Annotated in this window: 18 protein-coding genes and 2 pseudogenes; 12 read left to right on the forward strand and 8 right to left on the reverse strand. The window is 65.1% G+C overall.

Going from position 1 to position 21,616, the window contains the following annotated elements; all coding sequences use genetic code 11:
• Nucleotides 1-331 precede the first annotated feature (331 nt).
• The 3 genes from hflX (at nt 332) to ACSFC7_RS14390 (ending at nt 3,244) form a co-directional block, all read left to right on the forward strand.
• Nucleotides 332-1,633: a GTPase HflX gene (gene hflX, locus ACSFC7_RS14380; RefSeq protein ID WP_436343518.1), complete on the forward strand. Its 1,302-nt coding sequence runs from the start codon at nt 332-334 to the stop codon at nt 1,631-1,633.
• 94 nt (nt 1,634-1,727) lie between these two features.
• On the forward strand, nt 1,728-2,888 hold the full coding sequence (locus tag ACSFC7_RS14385; protein WP_436343519.1) for a thiolase C-terminal domain-containing protein: 1,161 nt from the start codon (nt 1,728-1,730) through the stop codon (nt 2,886-2,888).
• Nucleotides 2,885-3,244 carry a nucleic acid-binding protein gene (locus ACSFC7_RS14390; RefSeq protein ID WP_436343520.1) on the forward strand — a complete coding sequence of 120 codons (360 nt, stop codon included), beginning with the start codon at nt 2,885-2,887 and terminating at the stop codon, nt 3,242-3,244. Before ACSFC7_RS14385 ends, ACSFC7_RS14390 begins: the two co-directional genes overlap by 4 nt.
• A gap of 45 nt (nt 3,245-3,289) precedes the next feature.
• Here the strand turns inward: ACSFC7_RS14390 and ACSFC7_RS14395 are convergent, their stop codons facing one another.
• Both ACSFC7_RS14395 and ACSFC7_RS14400 read right to left on the reverse strand, forming a co-directional pair.
• A complete protein-coding gene (locus ACSFC7_RS14395) occupies nt 3,290-4,588 on the reverse strand; it encodes an RNA-guided endonuclease InsQ/TnpB family protein (RefSeq protein WP_436343521.1) in 1,299 nt (432 codons plus the stop codon).
• 196 nt (nt 4,589-4,784) lie between these two features.
• Complete coding sequence (locus ACSFC7_RS14400) at nt 4,785-5,618, reverse strand: DUF7547 family protein (RefSeq protein WP_436343522.1); 834 nt, start codon at nt 5,616-5,618, stop codon at nt 4,785-4,787.
• Between the two features lie 233 nt (nt 5,619-5,851).
• On the opposite strand from ACSFC7_RS14400, the gene ACSFC7_RS14405 reads away from it, so the two are divergent.
• A complete protein-coding gene (locus ACSFC7_RS14405; RefSeq protein ID WP_436347964.1) occupies nt 5,852-8,071 on the forward strand; it encodes a DUF7504 family protein in 2,220 nt (739 codons plus the stop codon).
• A gap of 153 nt (nt 8,072-8,224) precedes the next feature.
• Complete coding sequence (locus tag ACSFC7_RS14410) at nt 8,225-8,977, forward strand: ribonuclease H-like domain-containing protein (protein ID WP_436343523.1); 753 nt, start codon at nt 8,225-8,227, stop codon at nt 8,975-8,977.
• Between the two features lie 121 nt (nt 8,978-9,098).
• Here the strand turns inward: ACSFC7_RS14410 and ACSFC7_RS14415 are convergent, their stop codons facing one another.
• Nucleotides 9,099-9,389: a HalOD1 output domain-containing protein gene (locus ACSFC7_RS14415; RefSeq protein WP_436343524.1), complete on the reverse strand. Its 291-nt coding sequence runs from the start codon at nt 9,387-9,389 to the stop codon at nt 9,099-9,101.
• A 211-nt stretch (nt 9,390-9,600) separates the two neighbouring features.
• Here ACSFC7_RS14415 and ACSFC7_RS14420 point away from each other — a divergent pair, with 211 nt between their 5' ends.
• Both ACSFC7_RS14420 and ACSFC7_RS14425 read left to right on the forward strand, forming a co-directional pair.
• A complete protein-coding gene (locus tag ACSFC7_RS14420) occupies nt 9,601-10,236 on the forward strand; it encodes a hypothetical protein (protein WP_436343525.1) in 636 nt (211 codons plus the stop codon).
• Between the two features lie 3 nt (nt 10,237-10,239).
• Nucleotides 10,240-11,247 carry a hypothetical protein gene (locus ACSFC7_RS14425; protein ID WP_436343526.1) on the forward strand — a complete coding sequence of 336 codons (1,008 nt, stop codon included), beginning with the start codon at nt 10,240-10,242 and terminating at the stop codon, nt 11,245-11,247.
• Nucleotides 11,248-11,252: 5 nt separating this feature from the next.
• Here ACSFC7_RS14425 and ACSFC7_RS14430 read toward each other — a convergent pair whose 3' ends face one another.
• Nucleotides 11,253-12,515, reverse strand: a complete 1,263-nt coding sequence (locus ACSFC7_RS14430; protein WP_436343527.1) for a cation:proton antiporter — start codon at nt 12,513-12,515, stop codon at nt 11,253-11,255.
• A 94-nt stretch (nt 12,516-12,609) separates the two neighbouring features.
• Between ACSFC7_RS14430 and ACSFC7_RS14435 the strand changes: the two genes are divergently transcribed.
• The gene (locus ACSFC7_RS14435) at nt 12,610-13,203 is read left to right on the forward strand and encodes a twin-arginine translocation signal domain-containing protein (protein ID WP_436343528.1); all 594 of its coding nucleotides are present in this window, start codon (nt 12,610-12,612) and stop codon (nt 13,201-13,203) included.
• 39 nt (nt 13,204-13,242) lie between these two features.
• Here ACSFC7_RS14435 and ACSFC7_RS14440 read toward each other — a convergent pair whose 3' ends face one another.
• Entirely contained in the window at nt 13,243-14,625 is a 1,383-nt protein-coding gene (locus ACSFC7_RS14440; RefSeq protein ID WP_436343529.1) for a hypothetical protein, read from the reverse strand.
• Nucleotides 14,626-14,713: 88 nt separating this feature from the next.
• On the opposite strand from ACSFC7_RS14440, the gene ACSFC7_RS14445 reads away from it, so the two are divergent.
• From ACSFC7_RS14445 to ACSFC7_RS14455, 3 genes are all read left to right on the forward strand, one after another.
• The gene (locus ACSFC7_RS14445) at nt 14,714-15,121 is read left to right on the forward strand and encodes a MoaD/ThiS family protein (protein ID WP_436343530.1); all 408 of its coding nucleotides are present in this window, start codon (nt 14,714-14,716) and stop codon (nt 15,119-15,121) included.
• 60 nt (nt 15,122-15,181) lie between these two features.
• Nucleotides 15,182-15,577, forward strand: a complete 396-nt coding sequence (locus ACSFC7_RS14450; protein WP_436343531.1) for a pterin cluster protein — start codon at nt 15,182-15,184, stop codon at nt 15,575-15,577.
• 84 nt (nt 15,578-15,661) lie between these two features.
• Nucleotides 15,662-15,970 (forward strand): CGCGG family putative rSAM-modified RiPP protein, encoded by a 309-nt coding sequence (locus ACSFC7_RS14455; protein ID WP_436343532.1) that lies wholly within the window; start codon nt 15,662-15,664, stop codon nt 15,968-15,970.
• Between the two features lie 54 nt (nt 15,971-16,024).
• Here the strand turns inward: ACSFC7_RS14455 and ACSFC7_RS14460 are convergent.
• Nucleotides 16,025-17,233, reverse strand: a pseudogene (locus tag ACSFC7_RS14460) (TIGR04347 family pseudo-SAM/SPASM protein).
• On the reverse strand, nt 17,230-17,598 hold the full coding sequence (locus ACSFC7_RS14465) for an Htur_1727 family rSAM-partnered candidate RiPP (protein WP_436343533.1): 369 nt from the start codon (nt 17,596-17,598) through the stop codon (nt 17,230-17,232). The pseudogene ACSFC7_RS14460 and the gene ACSFC7_RS14465 overlap by 4 nt, the downstream one beginning before the upstream one ends.
• A gap of 149 nt (nt 17,599-17,747) precedes the next feature.
• Here ACSFC7_RS14465 and ACSFC7_RS14470 point away from each other — a divergent pair.
• Nucleotides 17,748-18,866 (forward strand): annotated as a pseudogene (locus tag ACSFC7_RS14470) (TIGR04053 family radical SAM/SPASM domain-containing protein).
• A gap of 836 nt (nt 18,867-19,702) precedes the next feature.
• Here ACSFC7_RS14470 and ACSFC7_RS14475 read toward each other — a convergent pair.
• Nucleotides 19,703-21,532, reverse strand: a complete 1,830-nt coding sequence (locus tag ACSFC7_RS14475) for an acetyl-CoA carboxylase biotin carboxylase subunit (protein ID WP_436343534.1) — start codon at nt 21,530-21,532, stop codon at nt 19,703-19,705.
• Between the last annotated feature and the right edge of the window lie 84 nt (nt 21,533-21,616).

The following is a 21,616-nucleotide window of genomic DNA, read 5'->3' on the forward strand; positions in this document are numbered from 1 at the left end:
GTCCGCGAAGCTGATAGTAGTGGCTGTCGCCCCGAAGTTCGTCACGGAAGTGGTGTGGTATGGGACGTCGTCCGTCGAGGCGTGATCGAACCGCAAGACGGCATCGTGCACGGGATTCAAGACGATCGGATGCGTATGGGTAGCTATGACTATCGTCCGTCTAACGGAGGTGTTCGGCCGGCATCCGTAGCGTGGTTGGGCACCTGTCGCGTCGATCCCAGCGTCGGCGCGACCAGTGCACGCGAGCGACGACTCGCCGGGTCGACGAGTGCATCGTCTCACGAGCAGCCGTGCAGCGCCGCCCGACCACCCCTACCGACTTGCCATCCGCATGAAAGCCATCATCGCCAAACGCGTCGATTCCGGAACGCCCGACACGAGTGAGATCCGCGACCTCGCCACGGCCGCGGGCTACACCGTCGTCGGAGAGGTCACCCAGTCACGGCGGGCCGACGCCGCCCTCCAACTCGGCGAAGGAAAAGCCGAGGAGTTGGCCGAGGTCGCTGCCGGCACCGAGGCGACGACCGTCATCTTCGACAACCGACTCGGACCCTACCAGACCTACAACCTCGGGCAACTGCTGCCCGACGGCGTCGAAGTTATCGACCGGTTCACGCTGATCCTCGAGATCTTCGGCCAGCGTGCCCAGACGCGCAAGGCGCAGCTACAGGTCGAACTGGCCGAACTCCGGTACGAACTGCCCCGCGCCGAGGCCAAGACCAGCCTCGCCAAACGGGACGAACACCCCGGCTTCATGGGGCTGGGGGAGTACGACGAGAGCCGCGAGCGGGACATCAAAGACCAGATCAGCCGGATCAACGACGAACTCGAGCGGATCGAGCAAACGGAGGAACACCGCCGGGAGCGCCGACGCGACTCCGGCTTCGATCTGGTCGCGCTCGCGGGCTACACGAACGCCGGCAAGTCGACGCTGCTGCGACAGCTCGCCGACGACCTCACCGTCGAGGAGAACGAGGGTCTCCACCCCGATCTCGACGCGACGGCCGAGTCCCAGGACAAGCTGTTCACGACGCTGGGGACGACGACCCGGCGTGCCTCTATCGAACCGCGAGACGTGCTGGTAACCGACACGGTCGGGTTCATCAGCGACCTGCCCCACTGGCTCGTCGAGTCGTTCAAGTCGACGCTCGACTCCGTCTATCGGGCCGATCTCGTCCTGCTCGTCGTCGACGTCAGCGAACCGATCGACGAGATCCACGAGAAACTCGTCACCTGCCACGACACCCTCTACGAGCGCAACGAAGCGCCCATCGTCACGGTGTTGAACAAGATCGACAAGGTCGACGACGAGGTGCTCGCGGAGAAACGCGAGGCCCTCTCGGCGCTCGCGCCGAACCCGGTCACCGTCAGCGGCAAGGAGGGAACGAACGTCGAAGCCCTGCTCGATCGGATCGACCGAGAACTGCCGGCCTGGGAGGAAGAGCGCCTCCTCCTGCCGATGACCGACGACACGATGAGCGTGGTCTCGTGGATCCACGACAACGCGAACGTCGACGACGTCACCTACGGCGACGAGGACGTCGTCGTCTCCTTCGAGGCTCGCCCCGCGGTTATCGAGCAGGCCCGGTCGCGCGCGACCGAGTTGCGGACGACCGCCGCCGAATCCGCGTAGGCCCGTCGCTCGAGCGGACTCGGTTCCGGCTAGAACTCCCACGAACGCTGTCGAGACCCCATCTTATAAATCGCTGACCGAAGTCCAGTAGGATATGGAACGTGTTGCAATCATCGGAGCCTCGATGACCCAGTTCGGGCAACGCGAGGGAGAGTGGGTGATGGATCTCCTCGCGGAAGCCGGGATCGACTGTCTCGAGGATTCGGGTGTCGACGCCGCGGACGTCGAGCACCTGTACGTCTCGAACATGGCCAGCGGCGAGTTCGAAGGACAGACCGGCGTGCCGAACGCCCTGGCCCACGACCTCGACGCGATGCCGGCCTACACCCAGCGCGTCGATCAGACGAGTTCCAGCGGCGGGGCGGGAATCTACGCCGCCTGGCAGTCCGTCGCCAGCGGGGCCAGTGACATGACCATGCTCGTCGGCGGCGAGAAGATGACGCACCGGACGACCGGCGAAGCGACCGACGTCATCGCGTCGCTGACCCACCCGGTCGAGTACAAGACGGGCGTCACGCTCCCCTCCTTCGCGGGACTGACGGCGCGTCACTACCTCGAGCGCTTTGACGCGCCCCGTGACAGTCTCGCGAAGGTAGCCGTCAAGAACCACAAGAACGGCGTGGACAATCCCCACGCGCAGTTTCGGAAGGAGATCGACGAGGAGACCGCACTCGAGTCGCCGATCGTCGCCGACCCGCTGCGACTCTACGACTTCTGCCCGATCACGGACGGCTCCGCGGCGCTCATGCTCTGTCCCGAGGACATCGCGCGGGAGTACGCAGACGACTACGTCGTCGTCTCGGGCATCGACGGCGCGACGGATACCCACGTCGTTCACGAGCGCGAGGATCCGACCGTGATGGGCGGCGTCGTCGAGAGCGGGAAGGGTGCCTACGAGATGAGCGGCTACGGCCCCGACGATATCGACGTCGCCGAACTCCACGACATGTTCACCATCCTCGAGTTCCTGCAGATGGAGGGCCTCGGGTTCGCAGAGCAGGGCGAAGCGTGGAAACTCGTCGAGGAGGGCTACACCGAACGCGACACCGGTGAACTCCCGATCAACACCTCCGGCGGGCTCAAGTCCAAGGGCCATCCGCTCGGAGCCAGCGGCGTCGCACAGGGGGTCGAAATCTACGAACAACTGGTCGGCGAGGCCGGTCCGCGACAGGTCGACGCGGACGTCGGACTCTCTTGTAACGTCGGCGGCTTCGGAAACTGCGTTATCACGACCATCATGGAGGCAGGACAATGACGATGGAAGCCTACAGGTACGAGGACGGGTCGATCAGCTACCCCGGTCATCCGCGCGGCCCCGGCGGCTCGGAACCGGTGGAAACGATAGACCTGAGCGAGTACACCGCGGAAGTAGTCACCTGGACGACGAGCATGGCGACGCCGCCGGGCGTGCGGGAACCGAACACGCTCGCGATCGTCGAGTTCGACGTGGACGGCGAACCGGTCCGCGCGATCGGACAGGCCACGAGCGACGAGATCGAAACCGGCGACGAGGTCGAACCGGTGTACGTCGACGAACTGCGCGAACCCGGGGCCGGCATCCGGGAACCCGAGAGCCAGGAATGGGACGGCTACCGGTTCGAGCCGGTCTGATCCCTGCGTTCTGTGGCGAGCACCCGTGAGCGACAGACGCAGACGTCAGTGACCCACGACTGAAGTCGTGGGCTTGTCAGTGGACTCCCCTTCTACCGACGCAAAGTCGGAGGCGTGGAAATCGCCATTCAGGTTCAGCGTCCCTGACGTTAGCGCACACTGACAGGGTGCGCCTCCACCCGAAGACTTCTGCCCCGAATGGAGTTGCTTGAGAAGTTTACGAGCGATGTTCTTACTCGCGTTGTAATCCGCGTTCAGTTCGTACTTGCACTTCTGGCAGACGAACTGGTGCTTTGACTGCCGATTTGACTCGTGGGTAAACCCACATGACGAACACCTCCGAGATGTGTACGTAGGACTCACTTGGTTGACTTTGATACCGACCATCTCTGCCTTGTATTCGACGTACTGGTACAGGCGGCCGAACGCCCATGTGTGGAATCGCTTTGCACCAATTATTCGATTACGAATGCTGGTCAGGTCCTCGAACGCGATGTGGGTACAGTCGTGGTCACGAGCCTCTTTAAGAATCTGGTTGGATGCCCGATGAAGTTCATCCCGCATCCAGCGGTGTTCGCGGTCCTTCATCGACTGAATCGACAGGTGTGCCGACCGCGTACCCGCCTGTTGCATCGACCCCCGAGTCTTCTCAAACTCTCGGCGCCGATGGTTCATCTCGTCAGCGTTCCCGATAAACGCGCCCGTAGAAGTTACGGCGAGTGAGCCGTCCACGTTCAGGTCAACACCAAGGACTGTTCGGTGCTTGGTATCAGAAGAAGCCGTGGACTGCTCTCGATCGTCGTTTTCGATTCGGCGCATCCGTGCGTGGAGATAGAACGACTCCGTGGAGCGGTCATACTGAAGTGTGGACATACGGAACTCGTAGTCCTCGTTCAGCAGGTACTTGCCAATCGGTGTTCCCTCGGCGTCGTCAGGAATCACGTAGTCGCACTCAACACGCCCGTTCACTGTGGAAAGCGAAACGTGGTCACGGTGGAAGGTCGCAGAGCGTTTGTCGTAAACGACACTCCACGCATTGAAGTGCGGTTGGCTAGTGTTGTCGCCGCTCTTGAGTCGGGAGACACCACTTTTGGTGGCCTCGATAGCGCGTCGAATCCCTTTCTGGACGAGATTCGCAGTCAACTCAGTCTCGCCACGAAGTTGCTCGTAGAGGGCGTTCTCGGCTTTTTGTTTTGAGGTCACACAGTAATCGTGTGGGTGTCTCCACGCCCACTCAGCCGTTGTGTTCGCACAGTGGATGAACTGATTTTTTGTCTGATGGAGATCGTCGCACCGCTCTGCGGGTACGTCGAGTTTGACTTTGACGGTACGAATCACCTCCATCGTTAATTCACATATCGAATTAGTTATTTATAATAATTCAGGTTGACGTGGGAGAGTCAGACTGCTATCGCTCGTAGATTGGTTCGAGTCTTGTCGGATTCCTCCCACGGCTAAAGCCGTGGGCTTCCTCCTTGCATCTCTGTGAAGCCGGTTCGAATCAGGTAGGAGCTTCGCTCCGGCCGTGGTTCGAACCGGTTTAGGAGTCCGAATCGGCGTCGGCTCCGTCAGCATCTGTGTCGGAGTCGTCGGAATGGGATAGATCAGAATCGCTCCTCCCGTTTTCGTCGCTCCCGGTTGAATCGTCGTTGCCATCGTCAGCGTCGGATTCGCCGGCAGCGTGTTCGTCCTGTTCGGCAGGATTTGCATCACCTGAGTCCGCTTCCTCTGAGCCGTACTGATCTTTCAGGGTCTCGAGTTCGGCGTCGACGTCGACGCGCGAGGCCGGTTCGTCGCGTTCCGCGTCGGCGGGGCTGTCGGCATCCCCGACTTCGTCGATGCCGCCGTCTTCGATGTCGATCCGAATCGCGTCCGTCGACGACTCGGGTCGCTCGAGGTCGTCGTCGACGTCCCGAAGTCGGCTGTCGACGTCGTCGCGTAACGCACGGGCCTGCGCGAGCAACTCGTCGAGCTGCTCGTTCGACGTGTCGGATTCTGCGGTCGTCGCTCGCTGGAGTTGTGCCAGCACGGTGTCGAGCTGGGAGAGCGTCGTCCGTCGCAGCGCGCTCGCACGCTCGCCGGCGGTGTCTGCGGCCTCCGTGGTCCGGTCGCGAACCTCCTGTTCAGTGCGTGTGAGTTCGATTGCGCGCTGGAACCCCTCGAGCGCTCGCACGCTGGTCTCGAGGACGGTAATCGCGGCGGGGATGGCGATCTCGTCGGCGAAGCGGAGGAGCTCTCGCGGCGTCGGTGGTCGTAGTGCCGGCGGCCCGAGTCGAGGACGGCCGTGCGAGGACTCGAGTTCCGCCCGGAGATCGTCGATCGTTCGCGTGAGCTCGCGGACGGCGGCTGCGAGTTCGTCGTCGTAGTCGGCCATAGCTGGCCTACGGACGCCGAGTGCAAAAATCCGGTCGGTCGAGTCCGTCGGCCGAACCACATCTCTCGAGTCGATCAGCGGACTGGTTTTGCAGTCGACCGGGATGGGGCGAACTATCCGCGATATTCGATAACACACTAATAGATCTAAACGAGAGATGGACGATGACCGTGGTGGTGAGTTGGTAGCAGGGGCAGCCTAGCACGACCGCTCGTAACACTCGAACGCGAGGGCTGTACCATCCTGCTCGTTGGGACGGAACGCCGGACGCACACGCGGCGGTCTGTCACCGGTTGCTCGGGGACGACGAGTTCGGATCGCGACATCGACTGTTCGTCACCGGCAGTGGCGACCTCGCCGCCACGGACCAACACGACGGGACGGACGAGTCGGAGCCGGTGACGACCCGGACGGTCGATTACGCCGATCTCTCCCTCACCGGAGCGTCGCGGATCGACGGCGTGAGCGAACGGATCCCACGCGGCACGCTGGACATCGAAATCGTCGATGCGATCGGCGACCTTGACGAGATGGCCGACGGTCTCGAGCCTGAAAAGTCGGATCGTGGGTCGGACCTTCACCGAACGAAATCGCCTGTAACGACCGTCCTAAACGGTAACAGTCCAGTGTTATTGGTGTTACGGCAGAAGGTCTATATATCGAACGACCTATCGGATTACAGAGTACCATATATGGTCGAACTTGACATTCAGCTTCTCGTAGGGGCTGCAGTAACCGTTTTCCTTGCGCTCATCTTTTTCGGCGTCGTCGTGCTCTGGGACGTCGCCCTCGCACTCCGCAGTGTCGGGGACAAGATCGACAAGCTGGAGGACAACGTCGACGACGATTTGATGGATATCGCACACGCGCTGGACGGTATTTCGAACGCGCCGGGCAACGGCGGCACACAGCTCCATCTGAGCGGCGGAACGATCAGTTCCGGTCCGACGAACGGACAGGAACAGGGACAGCCGACACAGGGACAACAGGTACAGGGGCCACAGCAAGCGCCACAACAGGCTGCCGGCGAAACGGCACGACAGGGGTACCAGCATCCGCAAGCTGGTCAGCAGCCGCCACAGGCCGGTGGTCCCGCTGCTGGCGACGACGTGGACGAAGCAGCGGCGACCGAAGAGAGCCCGAATGCCGACAACCTCGAGCAGTCAGCCGCCGGTGGAGAGGCTGAAGACGACGATGCGGCCGCCGAGTCCGCTCTGGACGGAGACGACACCGAGTCGGCGACGAACGAGGCGACGGCCGAACCGGTCCACCCACGGGCAGCCAGCAATCGCGGGCGATTCATCACCTCACCCGATCGAACGGCCTGGTACGCGACCCCGCTCGACCGCGAGGCGATCCGACCGTCGGAGCCGGCAATCGCCGGTGCCCTGACAGATGGTTCGGACACGAGCATCGACGAGTCCGAAATCATCGCTGCGGGCCCGGTCGAATCGGCCGCACCGTCCGACCCAGCCGAAGCAGCCGACGCGACCGAGGCGGACGGCGCAGTCGGTGCAGACGAGACGGTCGATACCGATCCGGACGAACCGAACGATTCGGCCGATGGTGTCGATGCGAATCGGGGCGACGAAAGGGACGAGACGAACTCAGGCGACGGCTCGGCAGCCACCGAGTCGAACGAACCCGACGCAGTCGGCCAGGAGTCCACCGAGTCCGACGAGACCGCTGACTCCCCGTCGACCGACACAGACGTTCTCGCGTTCGAAGAGGACGAGACGGATGCCGATACAGACTCGAGGCCGACGGGATCGGACGACGCGAGCGTGGCCGGTGACAGCGACGTCCCCGAAGCCGATACGGACAGTCAGCCGACGACGGAGACTGGCACGGAACCCCCGGGCGAGACCGGCGTCGACGTCTACGAGGTGGAGTCCGACGGTCCGCCCGACTCGCTTCAGCGACCGGACGACGAATCCGACGCCCTCGGGAGTGAAGATTCGGACGACGAAACCGCCCTCGAGACCGAGCCCGACGCGGCACCCGAGACCGCGACGGACGTGGCTGCCGACCCGTTCGGCGGTGACGATAGTGCGTTCGAGTTCGACGACGCAGACGACGTGACCGTCGAAGAAGCCGTCGAGACGCTCAACGAGAACGCACCGGCCCCGGAGCTCTCGAGCCACCACTTCGAGGTGACGGCGGAGGTCTACGGAAGCGAGGACGACGACCGCGACGGGGCCGTGCTGCTGTTCGAGTTCGACACGGAGACGGTCGACATCAGTGGCTCGACGAAGCGGCTGCTCCAGTACCAGATGCGGAGTTTCGCCGACCGCGACTCGACCCCCGACGGCGACGTGAGTATCGGACGGGACCGAATCGTCATCGAGATCCCCGACTCGGACGGGAGCGCCGTCCAGCGGTGGGGCGAGGCGGCCGTCGGCATCATCGATCGGACGCTGTACCTCTCGGACAACAGCTCCGACGGCAACTGATCGGAAGCGATCCGCGGTCACTCCGCAGCTAATTCACAGTCGGTTCGTATTACTCTCGGTCGACAGCTACTACGCACTCGATTTTCGCCCGAGACCGACAACCGCCCGACCCGATCCAATCGCTTTTAGTTCGCTCGTCCCCCTGTCACTGGTGTGCGAATCGAGAACAGTTTCATTCCCGTCCGTGGGGTCGGGGAAACCACCGAACGCAAGCTTTGGCAACAGGGGATCACCCACTGGGACGAGTTCGACGGTAGCGTCGTCGGCACCACGTTGGCCGACCGTATCGAATCGTTCATCGAGGAAGGCAAAGCCCACCTCGAGCGCGGCGACGTCTCCGTCTTCACCGAGGCGCTGCCGGCAGCCAGCCGGTGGCGCTGCTACGAGAACGTCCGCGAGAACACCTGCTTTCTGGACATCGAGACGACCGGCCTCGACGCGAGCTGTAACGACGTCACGACCGTCAGCGTCCATCGCGGCGGCGAGACGAAGACCTTCGTCCGGGGTCGGGACCTGACGAGTCAGCGTCTCGAGGCCGAACTCGAGGCGTCGTCGCTGCTCGTGACGTTCAACGGCCAGCGGTTCGACGTGCCGTTCCTCGAGACCTGCTACGATATCGACGTCGCGACGCCACACGTCGACCTCATGTATCCGTGTAAGAAGATCGGTCTCGACGGCGGACTGAAGGCCATCGAAACAGACCTGGGTATCGACCGAGAAATGCCCGATCTCTCCGGCCGCGACGCCGTCCGGCTCTGGCACGAGTACGAGGCCGGCGACGAGGGCGCACTCGAGACGCTCGTCGAGTACAACCGTGCGGACACGAAAAATATGGAACCGCTGATGGAGATCGTCACGAATCGGCTTCACGAGACCGTCTTCGAAGCGGCCTGTGCGAGCGAGTGAGCTAACGGATCACTGCGAACGGAACTCGAGTCTCGTGGACGTTCGTATCGGCCGTTGCGCTCGGGAGGTGACATCGATGAGAGAGATGAAGCGGCGACGGGGAACGTACCGATCGCGAACCTTATCGTCCGGTATCGAGGTCGGTGACGCTTACTTCGCCATCACTCGAGACGACGACCTGATAGCCACAGAAGGGAAATTCGACGCGACCGGGCGCTCGGGGGGTGCCGTCCTCTCGCGGCGCAAAGAGTGCGTCGAGGGCTTCCGGATTGATGGCGTCGTACAGCGCTTCGTACTCCGGTGGTTCGATATCCATCGGATCGACACCCTCTCGCTCGGCGATTGCGGTAATGACGTCAAAACTGACTGAGTGGACGGCAGCGGTATCCGATCGGTCGACTGAGAGTAGCATTGGCCAGACTCTTACAGTCACCGAATATAAATCCTCTGGCCCCAACGTCACCTTGTTGGACAATACTGTACAACAAGGTATGTTACTGTACATCACTGATTATTTTTCTATTTTTTAGAAGTTTAATATAAATATATAAATGATATCCTGAACTATTCAGGCGGTAATATTCACCGTACAGGCAACCATTGTGATGGGTGATACCGGGAATATGTTCGGGGCATATTACTGGAACACCGCGGCTCTATTGCTAGTCGTAATGAATCCCTTCACCGCCGATAACGCCTCTTCGGCCGAGACTAACCGCGATACCGACGGCTTCGACGGGTGGGAAACGTTCGTCCCCGATCACGTCCCCACACCCGGCCCGTTCCTCGAGGGCCACGCCGTGCTCGCGGGCGACGATCACGCCGCCTTCCACCGACTCACTCGAGCCCTGTTCGAGGAGCGCGGCGTCTACGACGCGACGTTCGGCTACAATCTCGCACGCCTCAACCTCGATCGGCGACATCCCGAGTCGGGCTTTCGCTACGCCGTCGACGCCAACGAACCGTCCGTCCTCCGAGCGGAGTTCACGCCGACGACGGAGTTCTGCCCGGCGGCGGACGCACTGATCAAGGGGGCCTTTCGGGCGTGGAACGGCCTCGCGCACCGCCACGAGTACGAACTCGTCCGCGTTCGGGTGCACCCGTCACACCACCAGGCCGACGCGCTCGACGCCTCGCTCGAGCGCCTCGAAGCGCAGTTCCGGGAGTCGGGCGAAGTCCCGCGTGACTCCCTCGAGCGGAGTCCGAGCAGTGATCGGGACGGAAGCGGGACCGAGACGACCGAGCAATCGCCGTTCTGACCGATGGCGGGGGTGCCGGGACGGCCGCCGCGACGGTCGCGCGCGTTCGTCGCGACCGGTATCGGCTTCTTCGTGGCGTGGCACGTCGCCGTCGCGATCGGCCTGCCGCGAGGAGCGACCGTCCCGCTCGGCGTCTTCGGATTCGTCTTCCACGTCGTCTTCGGGAAGGCCTACACGCTGCTCCCGTCGTACTTCGCCCACGATCTCGCGGTCCCGTACGCGCCGGCGCTCCACCTCCCGCTCGCGCTGGTCGGTACCGTCGGTGCGTTTGCGTCCGGAGCCGGAATCGGCCCACCCGCCGTCGGGGTCGTCGGTGCGGCGAGCTGGTTCGTCGGCTGTCTCGTCCTCGTCGCTACGCTCGGCTGGACCGTCCGGGACAATCCGACGGGCGGCGCCACCGGTACCGGAACGACGGACGCCCATCGCGAGCGGATCGACCGGATCGCCAATGCCACCGTTCCCGTCGTGCTCACCTATCTGCTCGTCGGCTCCCCACTGCCACTGGCGGCCGAGGTCGGCCTCGAGCTACCGGTACTCGCCGCGTCCGGTCCGGCAGCGACCCACGTGCTGGCGGCCGGGACGGCGGCGCTGCTCGTGTTCGCCGTCGGATTCCGACTGCTGCCGCGAGTGCTCGTCGCCTCGCCGAAACCGGCGCTCGTCGGCGTCGTGCTGGCCGCCGGGGTCGCCGGTCCCGCACTGCTCGCGATCGACTTCCGCGGTAGCACCCCGTTTCGCGTCGGTGCCGGCCTTCAGGCGACCGCGCTCGTCGGCTTCGCGGTCGTCGTCTCCGACCTCTACCGTCGGAGCGATCGCCGCCGCGTCGGCGGGCGAGCGTTCCTCGGTGGCGCCGCTTGCGCCGCGCTCGTCGCCTTGCTGGGACTCGCGTTCGCCATCGTACCCGCCTCCAGCGTCCCGCCGACCGCGTTCACCGCCCACTACCGGCTCGCCGTCCTCGGCGCCGTCCTGTACGCCGCCGTCTGCTGGACGATCTTCTTCGAGCGAGCGGGCTGACGGCGCTACGCCGCTCGCGCCTCGAGCCACCGGACTGCGGGGGTCGCGGTGATCCCGTGGACGACGATGGACATGAGGACGACGGCGCCGACGATGGCCCACAGCAGGCCCGCGTCGGGGAACGCGGCCTCGTTCAGCCCGTGGGCGAGGTAGTAGAACGAGCCGATCCCGCGCACGCCGAAGAAGGCTATCGTCGCTCGTTCGGCGGGATCGCGGTCGAATCCGAGAAAACCGATCGCGCCGGCGAGCGGACGGACGACGAAGACGATCGCGACCGCTACGACGAACGTTTCGACCGTGAGCGGCTCCAGGAGGCCGCCGACGATCGCGCCGCCGAAGAAGACCATGACGAGGGCCATCATCACCTGTTCGGCGAACTCGCTCACTTCGTGGAGCGACTGATTGTAATCGTGCGTGCGCTCGTAGTGGCGGACCATCAGCGCCGCCACGAAGACCGCGATGAATCCGTAGCCGCCCAGGAGTTCGGCCGCCCCGTAGACGAGCAGGGTTCCGGCGATCGCCTCGAGCCCCTGAACCGACTTCGCGACGGGTGTGTCGGGCTCCGTGGCGAAGACGAGGCGAGCGGTCAGATAGCCGAGGACGACCCCGAGGACGACCCCGACGACGATTCGGTAGCCGACGTCGACGATGAGCCACTCGCCGAGCCAGTTGCCGGGCGCGAGCCCGACGAGGGCCACCGCGATCGCGAGGTTCGTAAACGGAAACGCGAGCCCGTCGTTGAGTCCGGCCTCCGAGGTGAGCGCGAACCGCACCTCGTCTTGCTGTCCCGCCGCCTCCTCCAGGGATTCCGCTTCGGTACCCATCCCCGGGCCGCCGACTTGCACTTCCGACGCCAGCACCGGGTCGGTCGGGGCGAGACACGCCCCTAACAGGATCGCCGTCGGGACCACGAGGCCGATCCACCACCCCAACAACGCTGCGCCGGCGATCGACAGCGGCATCGTGATCGCGAGCAACCGCCACGTCGACGCCCACGCGCGTAGCCCCGGCGGTCGATCGATCTTCAGCCCGACGCCCATCAGGGCGATGATCACACCCAGTTCCGCGAGGTGTTCCGTCGTCGTCCCCTGCTCGAGGGGATCCGGTGCGGGGAGTCCGATCGGCAGTCCGAACACGAGCATGCCGAAGCCGACGAAGAAGATCGGCATCGAGATCGCCCGATCGGAGACGAACCGGGGGAGGACGGCGACGCCGAACAGTGCCACACCGATCACGACCAGGCCGACGTTGTACAGCTCTAGCGCCATTCAGCTAGGCCCCCCTACGTGAAATCGCGCCTTTATCCCGTTGCCGGCGTTTGCAGAAGGAATCGACTTCCCGCGAGACGACGAATCCGTACGCATGGACCTGACGACGTCGGCCGGGGAGACGACGCGGCGGCGATTCCTCCAGGCGAGCGCAGTAGCCGCGACCGTCGGACTCGCCGGCTGTATCGAGGAGATGGGAACGGAGTTTCCACCGAACGAGGAGTGGCCGGTCTCGGAACGAGTTCCCGACCTCCCCGTCAGGGAGCGAGCGGACGTACTCGAAGAGCGGATCCCGGAACTCGCGAGCGCCGAGATCGACGATCCGGAGAAACTCGCATCGACGCTCGAGGAGTACGATCTGGTCGTCGAATCGATCGAACGCGAACGCGACGTGTTGACGATCGAGTACGTCAACACGGACCGCCACGACGAGGGGAACCTCCACGACGTCGCCCTGATCGCGGGCGGCTACGCGGCGCTGGTCGACGCCGGCTACGACGCCGTCGCACTGGGGGCGACGATCCTCGACGACGCGCCGGCGTCGTACGGTTCCGCGACGGTCGAGACGGCGTGGACGACGGCGTACAATAGCGGCGAGTTGACCGCCGCCGAGTACGGCGAACTCGTCGTGGGGACGATCGAGTCACAGCGGTACGATCCGGAGGTCGAGGTCGAGCCCGAGGAATAACCGCGCCGAGCCGGCCTCGACGACCGATGCGGCGTTCGACTACTTGTCAGGGACGCCACCGACGTCGGGATCGCCTGCACTCGCCGCCACGGATTCGTCGGTCGACCCGAGCGTCCCTCTCAGGACGCCACTGATCCCACCGGATGCGTGTCGGTGGATCGTCAGGAGGATATTCAGGACGAATAGACAGAACCCGAGCGTCGCGAGAGTCGAACCGACGACTATCACTGCGGTCGGAAGCTCGAACAGCGGGCCGGCAGTCATCCCGAGGAGGCCGACGAGCGTGAGCCCGAAGTCCGCTCGCTCGAGTCGGGCGTCGTACAGATCGTCGACCATCGGCACCTGCTCGAAGCCGAGCCGATCGCTGTAGCGCTCGAGCCAGACGATGAAGGGGACGATGTGGTAGAGCGAGCCGACGACGACGAAGGCGAAGACGCCGAAGAGGAGCAGGTTCGCGGCGTCGGGGTGGCCGAACAGGGTCGCGTAGCTCAGCGGCTCGAGCCACCACGCGGAGACGGTGAGGGCGATCCAGGCCCACAGCGACCCGGCGACCACCCAGTACCGTGCGATCATCGGCGAGCGGTCGACGGTCGATCGCGCGAGTTGACGCGCGACGACGACGGTGAACGCGGCGAGCCCGACGAGGAGGGCGAGTGCGCCGACTCGAGCGAGGGGCTCCAGACCCAGCCCGCGGCCCGCGGCGAAGACGAGCAGACCGGCCGGGAACAGCGGTTGCTCGAGTCCGAGCAGCCGGTCGTCGAACGGCGTTCGATCGGTCTGTGTGAACATCGTCGCGAGCTGGGCGAGCGCGCCGACGATGGTCGCGAGGACGGCGCCGAAGAGCGCGAGCGTCGTGTGGACCAGCAACACGTCGCCTCTGGCGACGACGGCCGAGTCGAATACGCCGACCGTGAAGTCGACGGCGAGGAGGAACCCGAGCGGCGCGGCGAGCGCGAAACAGGCGAGCGCGAACGCGAAGTGTCGCTCGGTCAGGTCGAACGGCCGTGCCCGTAGCAGGGTTCGACCGACGTTGTAGACGAAGAGCCAGAGTCCGATCAGGAGGGCTGTGGCCGCGACGGGGAGCCAGGACAGCGCCGTCGCGAGCAGTGCAGCCGCGAATCCGAGCACGCCGACGGCGACGAGGACGAGGTGGACGACCGCCAGTCGCCGCGAGTGGATCGTCACGCCCGACCAGACGGGGACGAACTGCGTCATCGCCCCCATGATCGTGATCGCGATCCAGCCGATCAACAGGAGGTGGACGTGGGCGGCGTTCGACAGCCCCGGCACCGTCGTGACGGCCATGACGGTCCCGCCGACGACGCCCGCCACGAGAAATGCGAGCCCGACGACGAAGTGGCCGAGCGGGATCGCCATCGGCGGTTGCTGGTCCGTCCGAAGTCCGCCTGGAATCTGGTTCATAGTTCCCACTCAGGTAGCCACTGCCGTCCAGTTGTGTCCGAACACGTTCGGGATCGAACGGTTGCGCCTCGCGGTCGTACCATCAGGTATGACAGCCGAGTCGATCCAGCAAGACGCGCGAGAAGCGGAGCAGCCGGAAACGACCGTCACCGTTCGCTGTACCGGCCACGTTCGCGACGCCGTCGGCACTCACGAACTCGAGTTCACCTTTCCGGGCGTCCGACTCCGAGACTTCCTCGAGGCCTTTTTCGCCGAGTACGACGTCGAGGAGATGCTGATCGCCGAAACCGAAGCGGATGCGACCGCCCACGGCTGGGCACCCGCGCCGGACGACCTGCCCGGCACCTGGCGCAAGAACCCCGAGGGCGAGCAGACCCGGGCGTTCGCTCGCGTCTGTATCAACGGCCGGTTCAACGAACACTACGAGGGACTCGAGACCGAACTCGAGGATGGCGACCGCGTTGCCCTCATCTACCCGTTCATGTTCTGCTGTTGAGAACGGCTGCGAACACGTTCGGAGCAGCGCTTTGGGTCCCTCCCGAAAACACTGCGCACGATGTCAGCCGAGGTCGACTCCAGTCGGGCCGACAGCGCGACGACCGTCACCGTTCGCTGTACCGGCCACGTTCGCGACGCCGTCGGCAGCCGCGAACTCGAGTTCGCCGTCGCGAGCGACCGACTCCGAACGTTTCTCGCCGCGTTCGCCGCGACGTACGACCTCGAGGCGTTCTTCGACGTCGACCTCGAACGCGAGTCCGATCCGATGGCACGTCTCTGGGCCCGCCCGGCGGGCGAGTTCCCGGGCTGGCGACCGCCCGACGACGATCGGTGCAGACCGTACGGTCGAATCTGCCTCAACGGGCAGTTCAGCGTCCATTTCGACGGTCTTGAGTCGCGTCTCGAGGACGGCGATCGGATCGCCCTGCTGTACCCGTTCCTGTTCGCGCCGTGACTCGGTCGGGAACGCGACCCACCCCGTTGCAGCCCGAACGTGTTCGTCTCAGGGCTTACTGCCGTTAGTACCGACGTATCGACTATGAGCAACAGTACCGACCCGACCATCGAACCCGTGACCCGGCGCGACCACGACGTCTCCTGGTCCGCGAACCTCGAGCAGCCGTACCACGCGGCGGACCGGGACCTCGTCGTCGAACAGGCCGTCGACGCGGTCGAGGCGACGGCGAGCGGAACGCACGTCAATCTCGTCACGCACCGCGATCACGGTCGGCCCGAGCAGTACCTCTGGGACGCGCTCGAGGAGCCGTTCGACGATATCGGACTCGAGTACGTCGATCAGTGTGGCTGTGGCGGGCACGTGACTCGCGTCCACGTCGGCGGCGAGTGAGCCGACCGCGACCGACGTTCTTGCGACGGGGCTGAGTACACTCGAGCAGCCGCCTCAGTCCGCGATGCTCCCGGATGGGGTGTCACTACATCGTTCGTCGTCGGAGAGGTAACACTGCGGATCGGGAGCGAACGGGTCACCCGTCGTCGCGAGCGCCCGCAATCGGGATCCGCCGCGACAGATCGACTGGTATCGGCACTCCGCACACGTCCCCGTGAGGTACTCCTCCCGATTTCGAAGCGCGGACAGGAGCGGGTTCGACTCGTCCTCCCAGATCTCGCCGAACGGACGGTCACGGACGTTGCCGAGACTGTACCCCTGCCAGAACTAGGTCGGGTGGACGTTGCCCGCGTAGTCGACGTCCGCGATCCGCTCGCCCGTGGGATCACCGCCGTTTCGCTCGAGGTGGTCGGCGACCGCTCGGGCTTTCGCTTCGCCGAACTCCTCCCGGGCGTACTCGACGAGGAAGGCGGCGTCGGCGTAGTTACCGACGAGCAGCGTCTCGATCTCCTCGCCGCGGTCGTGGTACTCGAGCGTGAGATCGGCGACGCGCTCGACGGCCTCGCGTTTGTCCGCGGGAGAGAGGTCGGCATCGACGATCTCGGCTCCGCGGCCGCCGTAATCGAGGTGGTAGAAACAGAACCGATCGAGTCCCTTCTCGGCGAGCAGGTCGACGACCCCCTCGAGATCCGGCGCGTTGGCCTCGGTGATCGTGTACCGCAGCCCGGTCTTGAGCCCGACCTCGAGACAGTTCTCGATGCCCCGGACGGCGGCCTCGAACGCACCGTCTTGCCCCCGGAATCGGTCGTTTCGCTCGGGCAGGCCGTCGACCGAGATTCCCGCGTACTGGAGACCGGCGTCTCGAAGCGCTTTGGCGTTCTCCCGCGTGAGCACGGTGCCGTTCGAGGAGAGCACCGGCCGAAGGCCGAGATCCGCGGCGTAGTCGACGAGTTCGATCAGGTCGTCCCGGACGAGCGGCTCGCCGCCGGAGAAGAGGACGACTGGAGCGCCGTAGTCGGCGAGTTGCTCGAGGAACGTCTTCGCCTCGGTCGTCGAGAACTCGCCCGGCGCGGCCTCGAAGTCGGCGCCGGCGTAGCAGTGCGAGCAGTAGAGGTTGCACCGTCGGGTCGCGTTCCAGACGACGACCGGCTTTTGCTGTTTGTCCTCGGTGATCTGCGGTTTCGAGGAGCCGTCGGCCGCGTCGTACCGCAACCCGTCCCCCTCGGCGTCGAGATCACAGAGGAGTTTGCTGATCGAGATCACGTGTCGGTCACCCGAGCCTCGCCGTCGCGGGGTTTGCCTTCGGTTTCCTCGTAGACGCGCGGTTCGCCGCACTCGCCGCCCTCGTCCCGTTCGGTCCGGTTCTCGTCCTCGCGTTCGTCCGTCGACTCGAGGCCCCGCGTCGAGTAGCGCTCCACGTCGTCGGCCGGACAGATCCAGACGTCGACGGCGTACCAGCCGAACAGCCTCGAGGCGTGTTCGTGGGCTTCCGTCCCGCTCGCGGCGGCGACGCTGCCGACGTGACGCAGCGGATCGCCCGATTCGTCGCGACAGAACACCTCCCACTGCCGGATCGGATTACCCCGTTCGTCGGTAGCTACGCGCTCGCGTCGTGCCTTCTCGACCATACGAGCACGTAGGGAACCCGGTCGAAGAGCGTTACTGAAACTCCCATCGCGTGGGAACGTCGAGCACTCGTGCCGAACTCGTTCGGCGGTGTTCCCGATCGACGGGAACGACGGAGAGCTATTCAACCGATCCTCGCCGATAGTCGACGATGCGCCCCGGTACCCTCGACGCGGCCGAGCGACCGCTCGTTCTCATCTGGGAACTCACCCAGGCGTGCGGGCTCGCCTGCGACCACTGTCGCGCCGACGCACAGCCGAACCGCCACCCGGACGAACTCTCGACCGCCGAGGGGAAACGGTTGCTCGAGGAGGCCGCTGCGTTCGGCGACGGACAGTTGGTCGTGCTCTCGGGCGGCGACCCGCTCGTCCGAGACGACGTCGAGGAACTGATCGCCTACGGCGACGAATTGGGCCTGCGGATGACGATCACCCCGAGTGGCACCCGCTCGCTGACGACCGACCGAATTCGAGCGCTGGCCGACGCCGGACTCAAACGCGTGGCCGTCAGCCTCGACGGCGCCTCGCCCGAGGCCCACGACGCCTTCCGGGGCGAGACGGGAAGTTTCGCGGAGACCGTCCGTGCGGTCGAGGACGCTCGAGCCGTCGGCCTCCCGGTGCAGGTCAACACCACCGTCTGTCGGCAAACGGTCGGCGAACTCCCCGCGATCCGCGACCTCGTGGGCGAGGTCGGCGCGGTCATGTAGAGCGTCTTCTTCCTCGTTCCGATCAGTCGCGGTGCGATTCTCGAGCCGATCGATCCCGACGAGGCCGACACGGTAATGGCCTGGCTCGACGACGTGAGTCGGGCGGAGCCGTTCGGGCTCAAGACCACCGAAGCCCCGCAGTACCGGCGGGTGTCGATCAAACGCCAGCGGAGAGTGTCCCAGGATCCGGACGGCGAAGCGGCGAACCCCGGCCTCCGGCGACGCACCGGTATCGTCGCCGCCGACGGCTTCGCGTTCGTCAGTCACACGGGCGAGGTCTTCCCCTCGGGGTTCTTGCCGAAATCGGCCGGCAACGTCCGCGACCAACCGGTCCACGAACTCTACCGGGAGTCGCCGCTCTTCGAATCGCTGCGCGACCGCGACCGACTCACGGGCAAGTGCGGCGCCTGCCCCTATCGGACCGTCTGCGGCGGTAGTCGCTCCCGCGCGTACGCACACACTGGCGACCCGCTCTCGAGCGATCCGCTCTGTCCGTTCGTTCCCGACGGCTACGACGGACCGTTGCCGTGGGACTCGAGCGACGGCGTCTCCGTCAATGATTGATCGAGCCAGTTCCCCTCCGACCGAACCGCGTGCGGTGGCGCGCGCCGTCCCGCGATGAACGAGAAGTGAATCGCGGACGAAACTGTGCGAGGTCGTCGCGAGCGGAGTGAGCGACGGCTTGGAAGACGCAGCGCGTCTTCCGTTGGATGAGCGAACAGTGCGGAACCAGCGGTCCGCACGCCATGCGAATAGTGCGAGATCAGAGATCTCGCAGACTATGCGAGCGGGCCGTCGGCCCGCGAGCAGACGGCGTGTCGCGCCGTGAGCAGACGGGCCGTCGGCCCGCGAGCAGACGACACAACGCGCCGTGAGCGGACGAAGTGAGCGGATCGGTTGGGACGGACGTGGAACTCATCGTCGCCATCGGCAGCAGAACACCCTTCCTCACGGAAACCGCGTCGAAACGGTCCGAGAGACTCGCGCAGCAGAGCGCTCGTCGTTCGCTATCGAGAACGAGAGGGTGGGTAGCCGGAGCACCAATGACTGACCAGTCAGACGCCGGATCGGGCACCACCCCGACCCGGTGTCGCTCCGAACGCTACCCGAACCGATCGTTCGGCGTGTCATCCGCGCACCGATCGTCAGGAACGATCGGGCGGCACGGTGTCGTCGCAGCGGCGTCGAACTGCAACCGTTCGAGGCCGCGTGCACCGGCCGTTTCGGGTGCCCCCACTTCACTGCTGGCCCGCACATATTCACTGATACTCCCAGGAGCGAGTCCGCGATCACGGGCGGGAATTAGCTGTCCGTTCGATCGACGGGAGTCGACCCAGCCGGGTCGACCGAAGCAACCCGCCTCGAGAAAATAATCGCCCTATCCGAGACCGAGATCCGCCCTACTCGAGGACGACCAACGTATCGCCCATATCCACGCTCTGGTCCTCCTCGACGGCGATCTCGGTGACGGTGCCGCCCTTGGAGGCGACGATGTCGTTCTCCATCTTCATCGCCTCGAGGACGACCAGCACGTCGCCGGCGGCGACCTCGTCGCCGACTTCGACCTCGACGTCGAGGATGGTTCCCTGCATCTCGGCGTCGATCGTTTCGCCGCTGCCCTCGAGGTCGCCGCCGCCGCTTTCTCCACCCGCGGGCTGTGGCGGTTCGGCCTGGCCGCCGCCGTCGACGTCACCGGCAGGGATCGCGGGCGCGCCGTGTTCCGCGAGTTCGACCTCGAAGCGCTTGCCGTTGACCTCGACGGTGAACTCGCGTTCGACGCTCTCCTCGTCGCCGCTGGCTCCGTCGCCGACGTCGCCGCCCCACTGCTCCTGGGCCTCCTCGATGCGGCTCTCGTCGATCTCCTCGTCGAGGTACTTCGTCGTGTGCGTACTCCGAACGAACTCCTCGTCGGTGAGCATGAGTCGGTGGAACGGGATGATCGTCGGAATCCCCGCGATCTGGTACTCCCGCAGGGCGCGCAGCGAGCGCTCGATACACTCGTCGCGGTCCTCGCCCCAGACGACGAGTTTGGCGATCATCGAGTCGTAGTCGGTGACGAGGTCGTCGCCCTGACGCAGGGCGTCGTCCAGTCGGACGCCGATGCCGCCCGGCGGATCGTACGTCTCGAGCGTGCCGCCGGTCGCCGGCGCGAAGTCGTTGGCCGCGTTCTCGGCGTTGATTCGGAACTCCATCGCGTGGCCGTCGATGTCGACCTCGTCCTGCTCGAAGTCGAGTTCCTCGCCGGCGGCAATCCGAATTTGGCGCTTGACGATGTCGATACCCGTGATCTCCTCGGTGACGGTGTGTTCGACCTGAATCCGGGTGTTGACCTCGAGGAAGTAGAAGTTGGCGTCGGGACCGAGCAGTTCGCCCGGCTCGCGGTCCTCCTCCTCGACGAGGAATTCGACGGTGCCGGCGTTGGTGTACTCCGCGGCGGAGACGCCCCGACGGGCGGCTTCGCCGATCTTCTCGCGCAGTTCGTCCGAGAGGGCCGCAGACGGTCCCTCCTCGATGACCTTCTGGTGACGCCGCTGGAGCGAGCAGTCGCGCTCGCCCAGGTGGCGGACGTTCCCGTGCTGGTCGGCGACGATCTGCACCTCGATGTGGCGCGGCTGTTCGAGGTAGCGCTCGAGGTAGACCGAGTCGTTGTCGAAGTAGGCCTCGCCCTCGCGCTGGGCGCTCTCGAGTTGGTCCTCGACCTCACTTTCGTCCCAGACGACCTTCATCCCGCGGCCGCCACCGCCGCCTTCAGCCTTGATCGCGATGGGGTAGCCGTGTTCCTCGCCGAACGCCTCGACCTCCTCGGGGTCGGTGACGGGATCCGTGGTCCCGGGAACGATCGGCACGTCGGCCTCATTCATGATCGTCCGCGCTTTGGTCTTCTCGCCCAGCGACTCCATCGCGTCGCTCGCGGGACCGACCCACGTGATCCCGTCGGCGTCTTCGACCTTGCTCGCGAACTCGGCGTTCTCCGCGAGGAAGCCGTAGCCGGGGTGGATCGCATCTGCGTCCGCGCGGCGGGCGGCGTCGATGACGGCCTCGTGATCGAGGTACGAGTCCGCCGCTCGGGCGGGACCGACGTTGTACGCCTCGTCGGCGTAGCGGACGTGTCCGGAGTCGGAGTCGGCGTCGGAGTAGACGGCGACGGTGCCGATATTCAACTCCTCGCACGCTCGCATCACTCGAACGGCAATCTCCCCTCGGTTCGCGACGAGAACCTTCCTAAACATTCCTGGGAAAACAGACGCGAACCGGCTACGTTACTTTTTCGCAACGGGTCGCTGCTGGATGGATGGGGAAACGGCTATGGAACA

The sequence above is a fragment of the Natronorubrum halobium genome (genome assembly GCF_051351675.1).
In the GTDB taxonomy this organism is placed as follows: Archaea; Halobacteriota; Halobacteria; order Halobacteriales; family Natrialbaceae; genus Natronorubrum.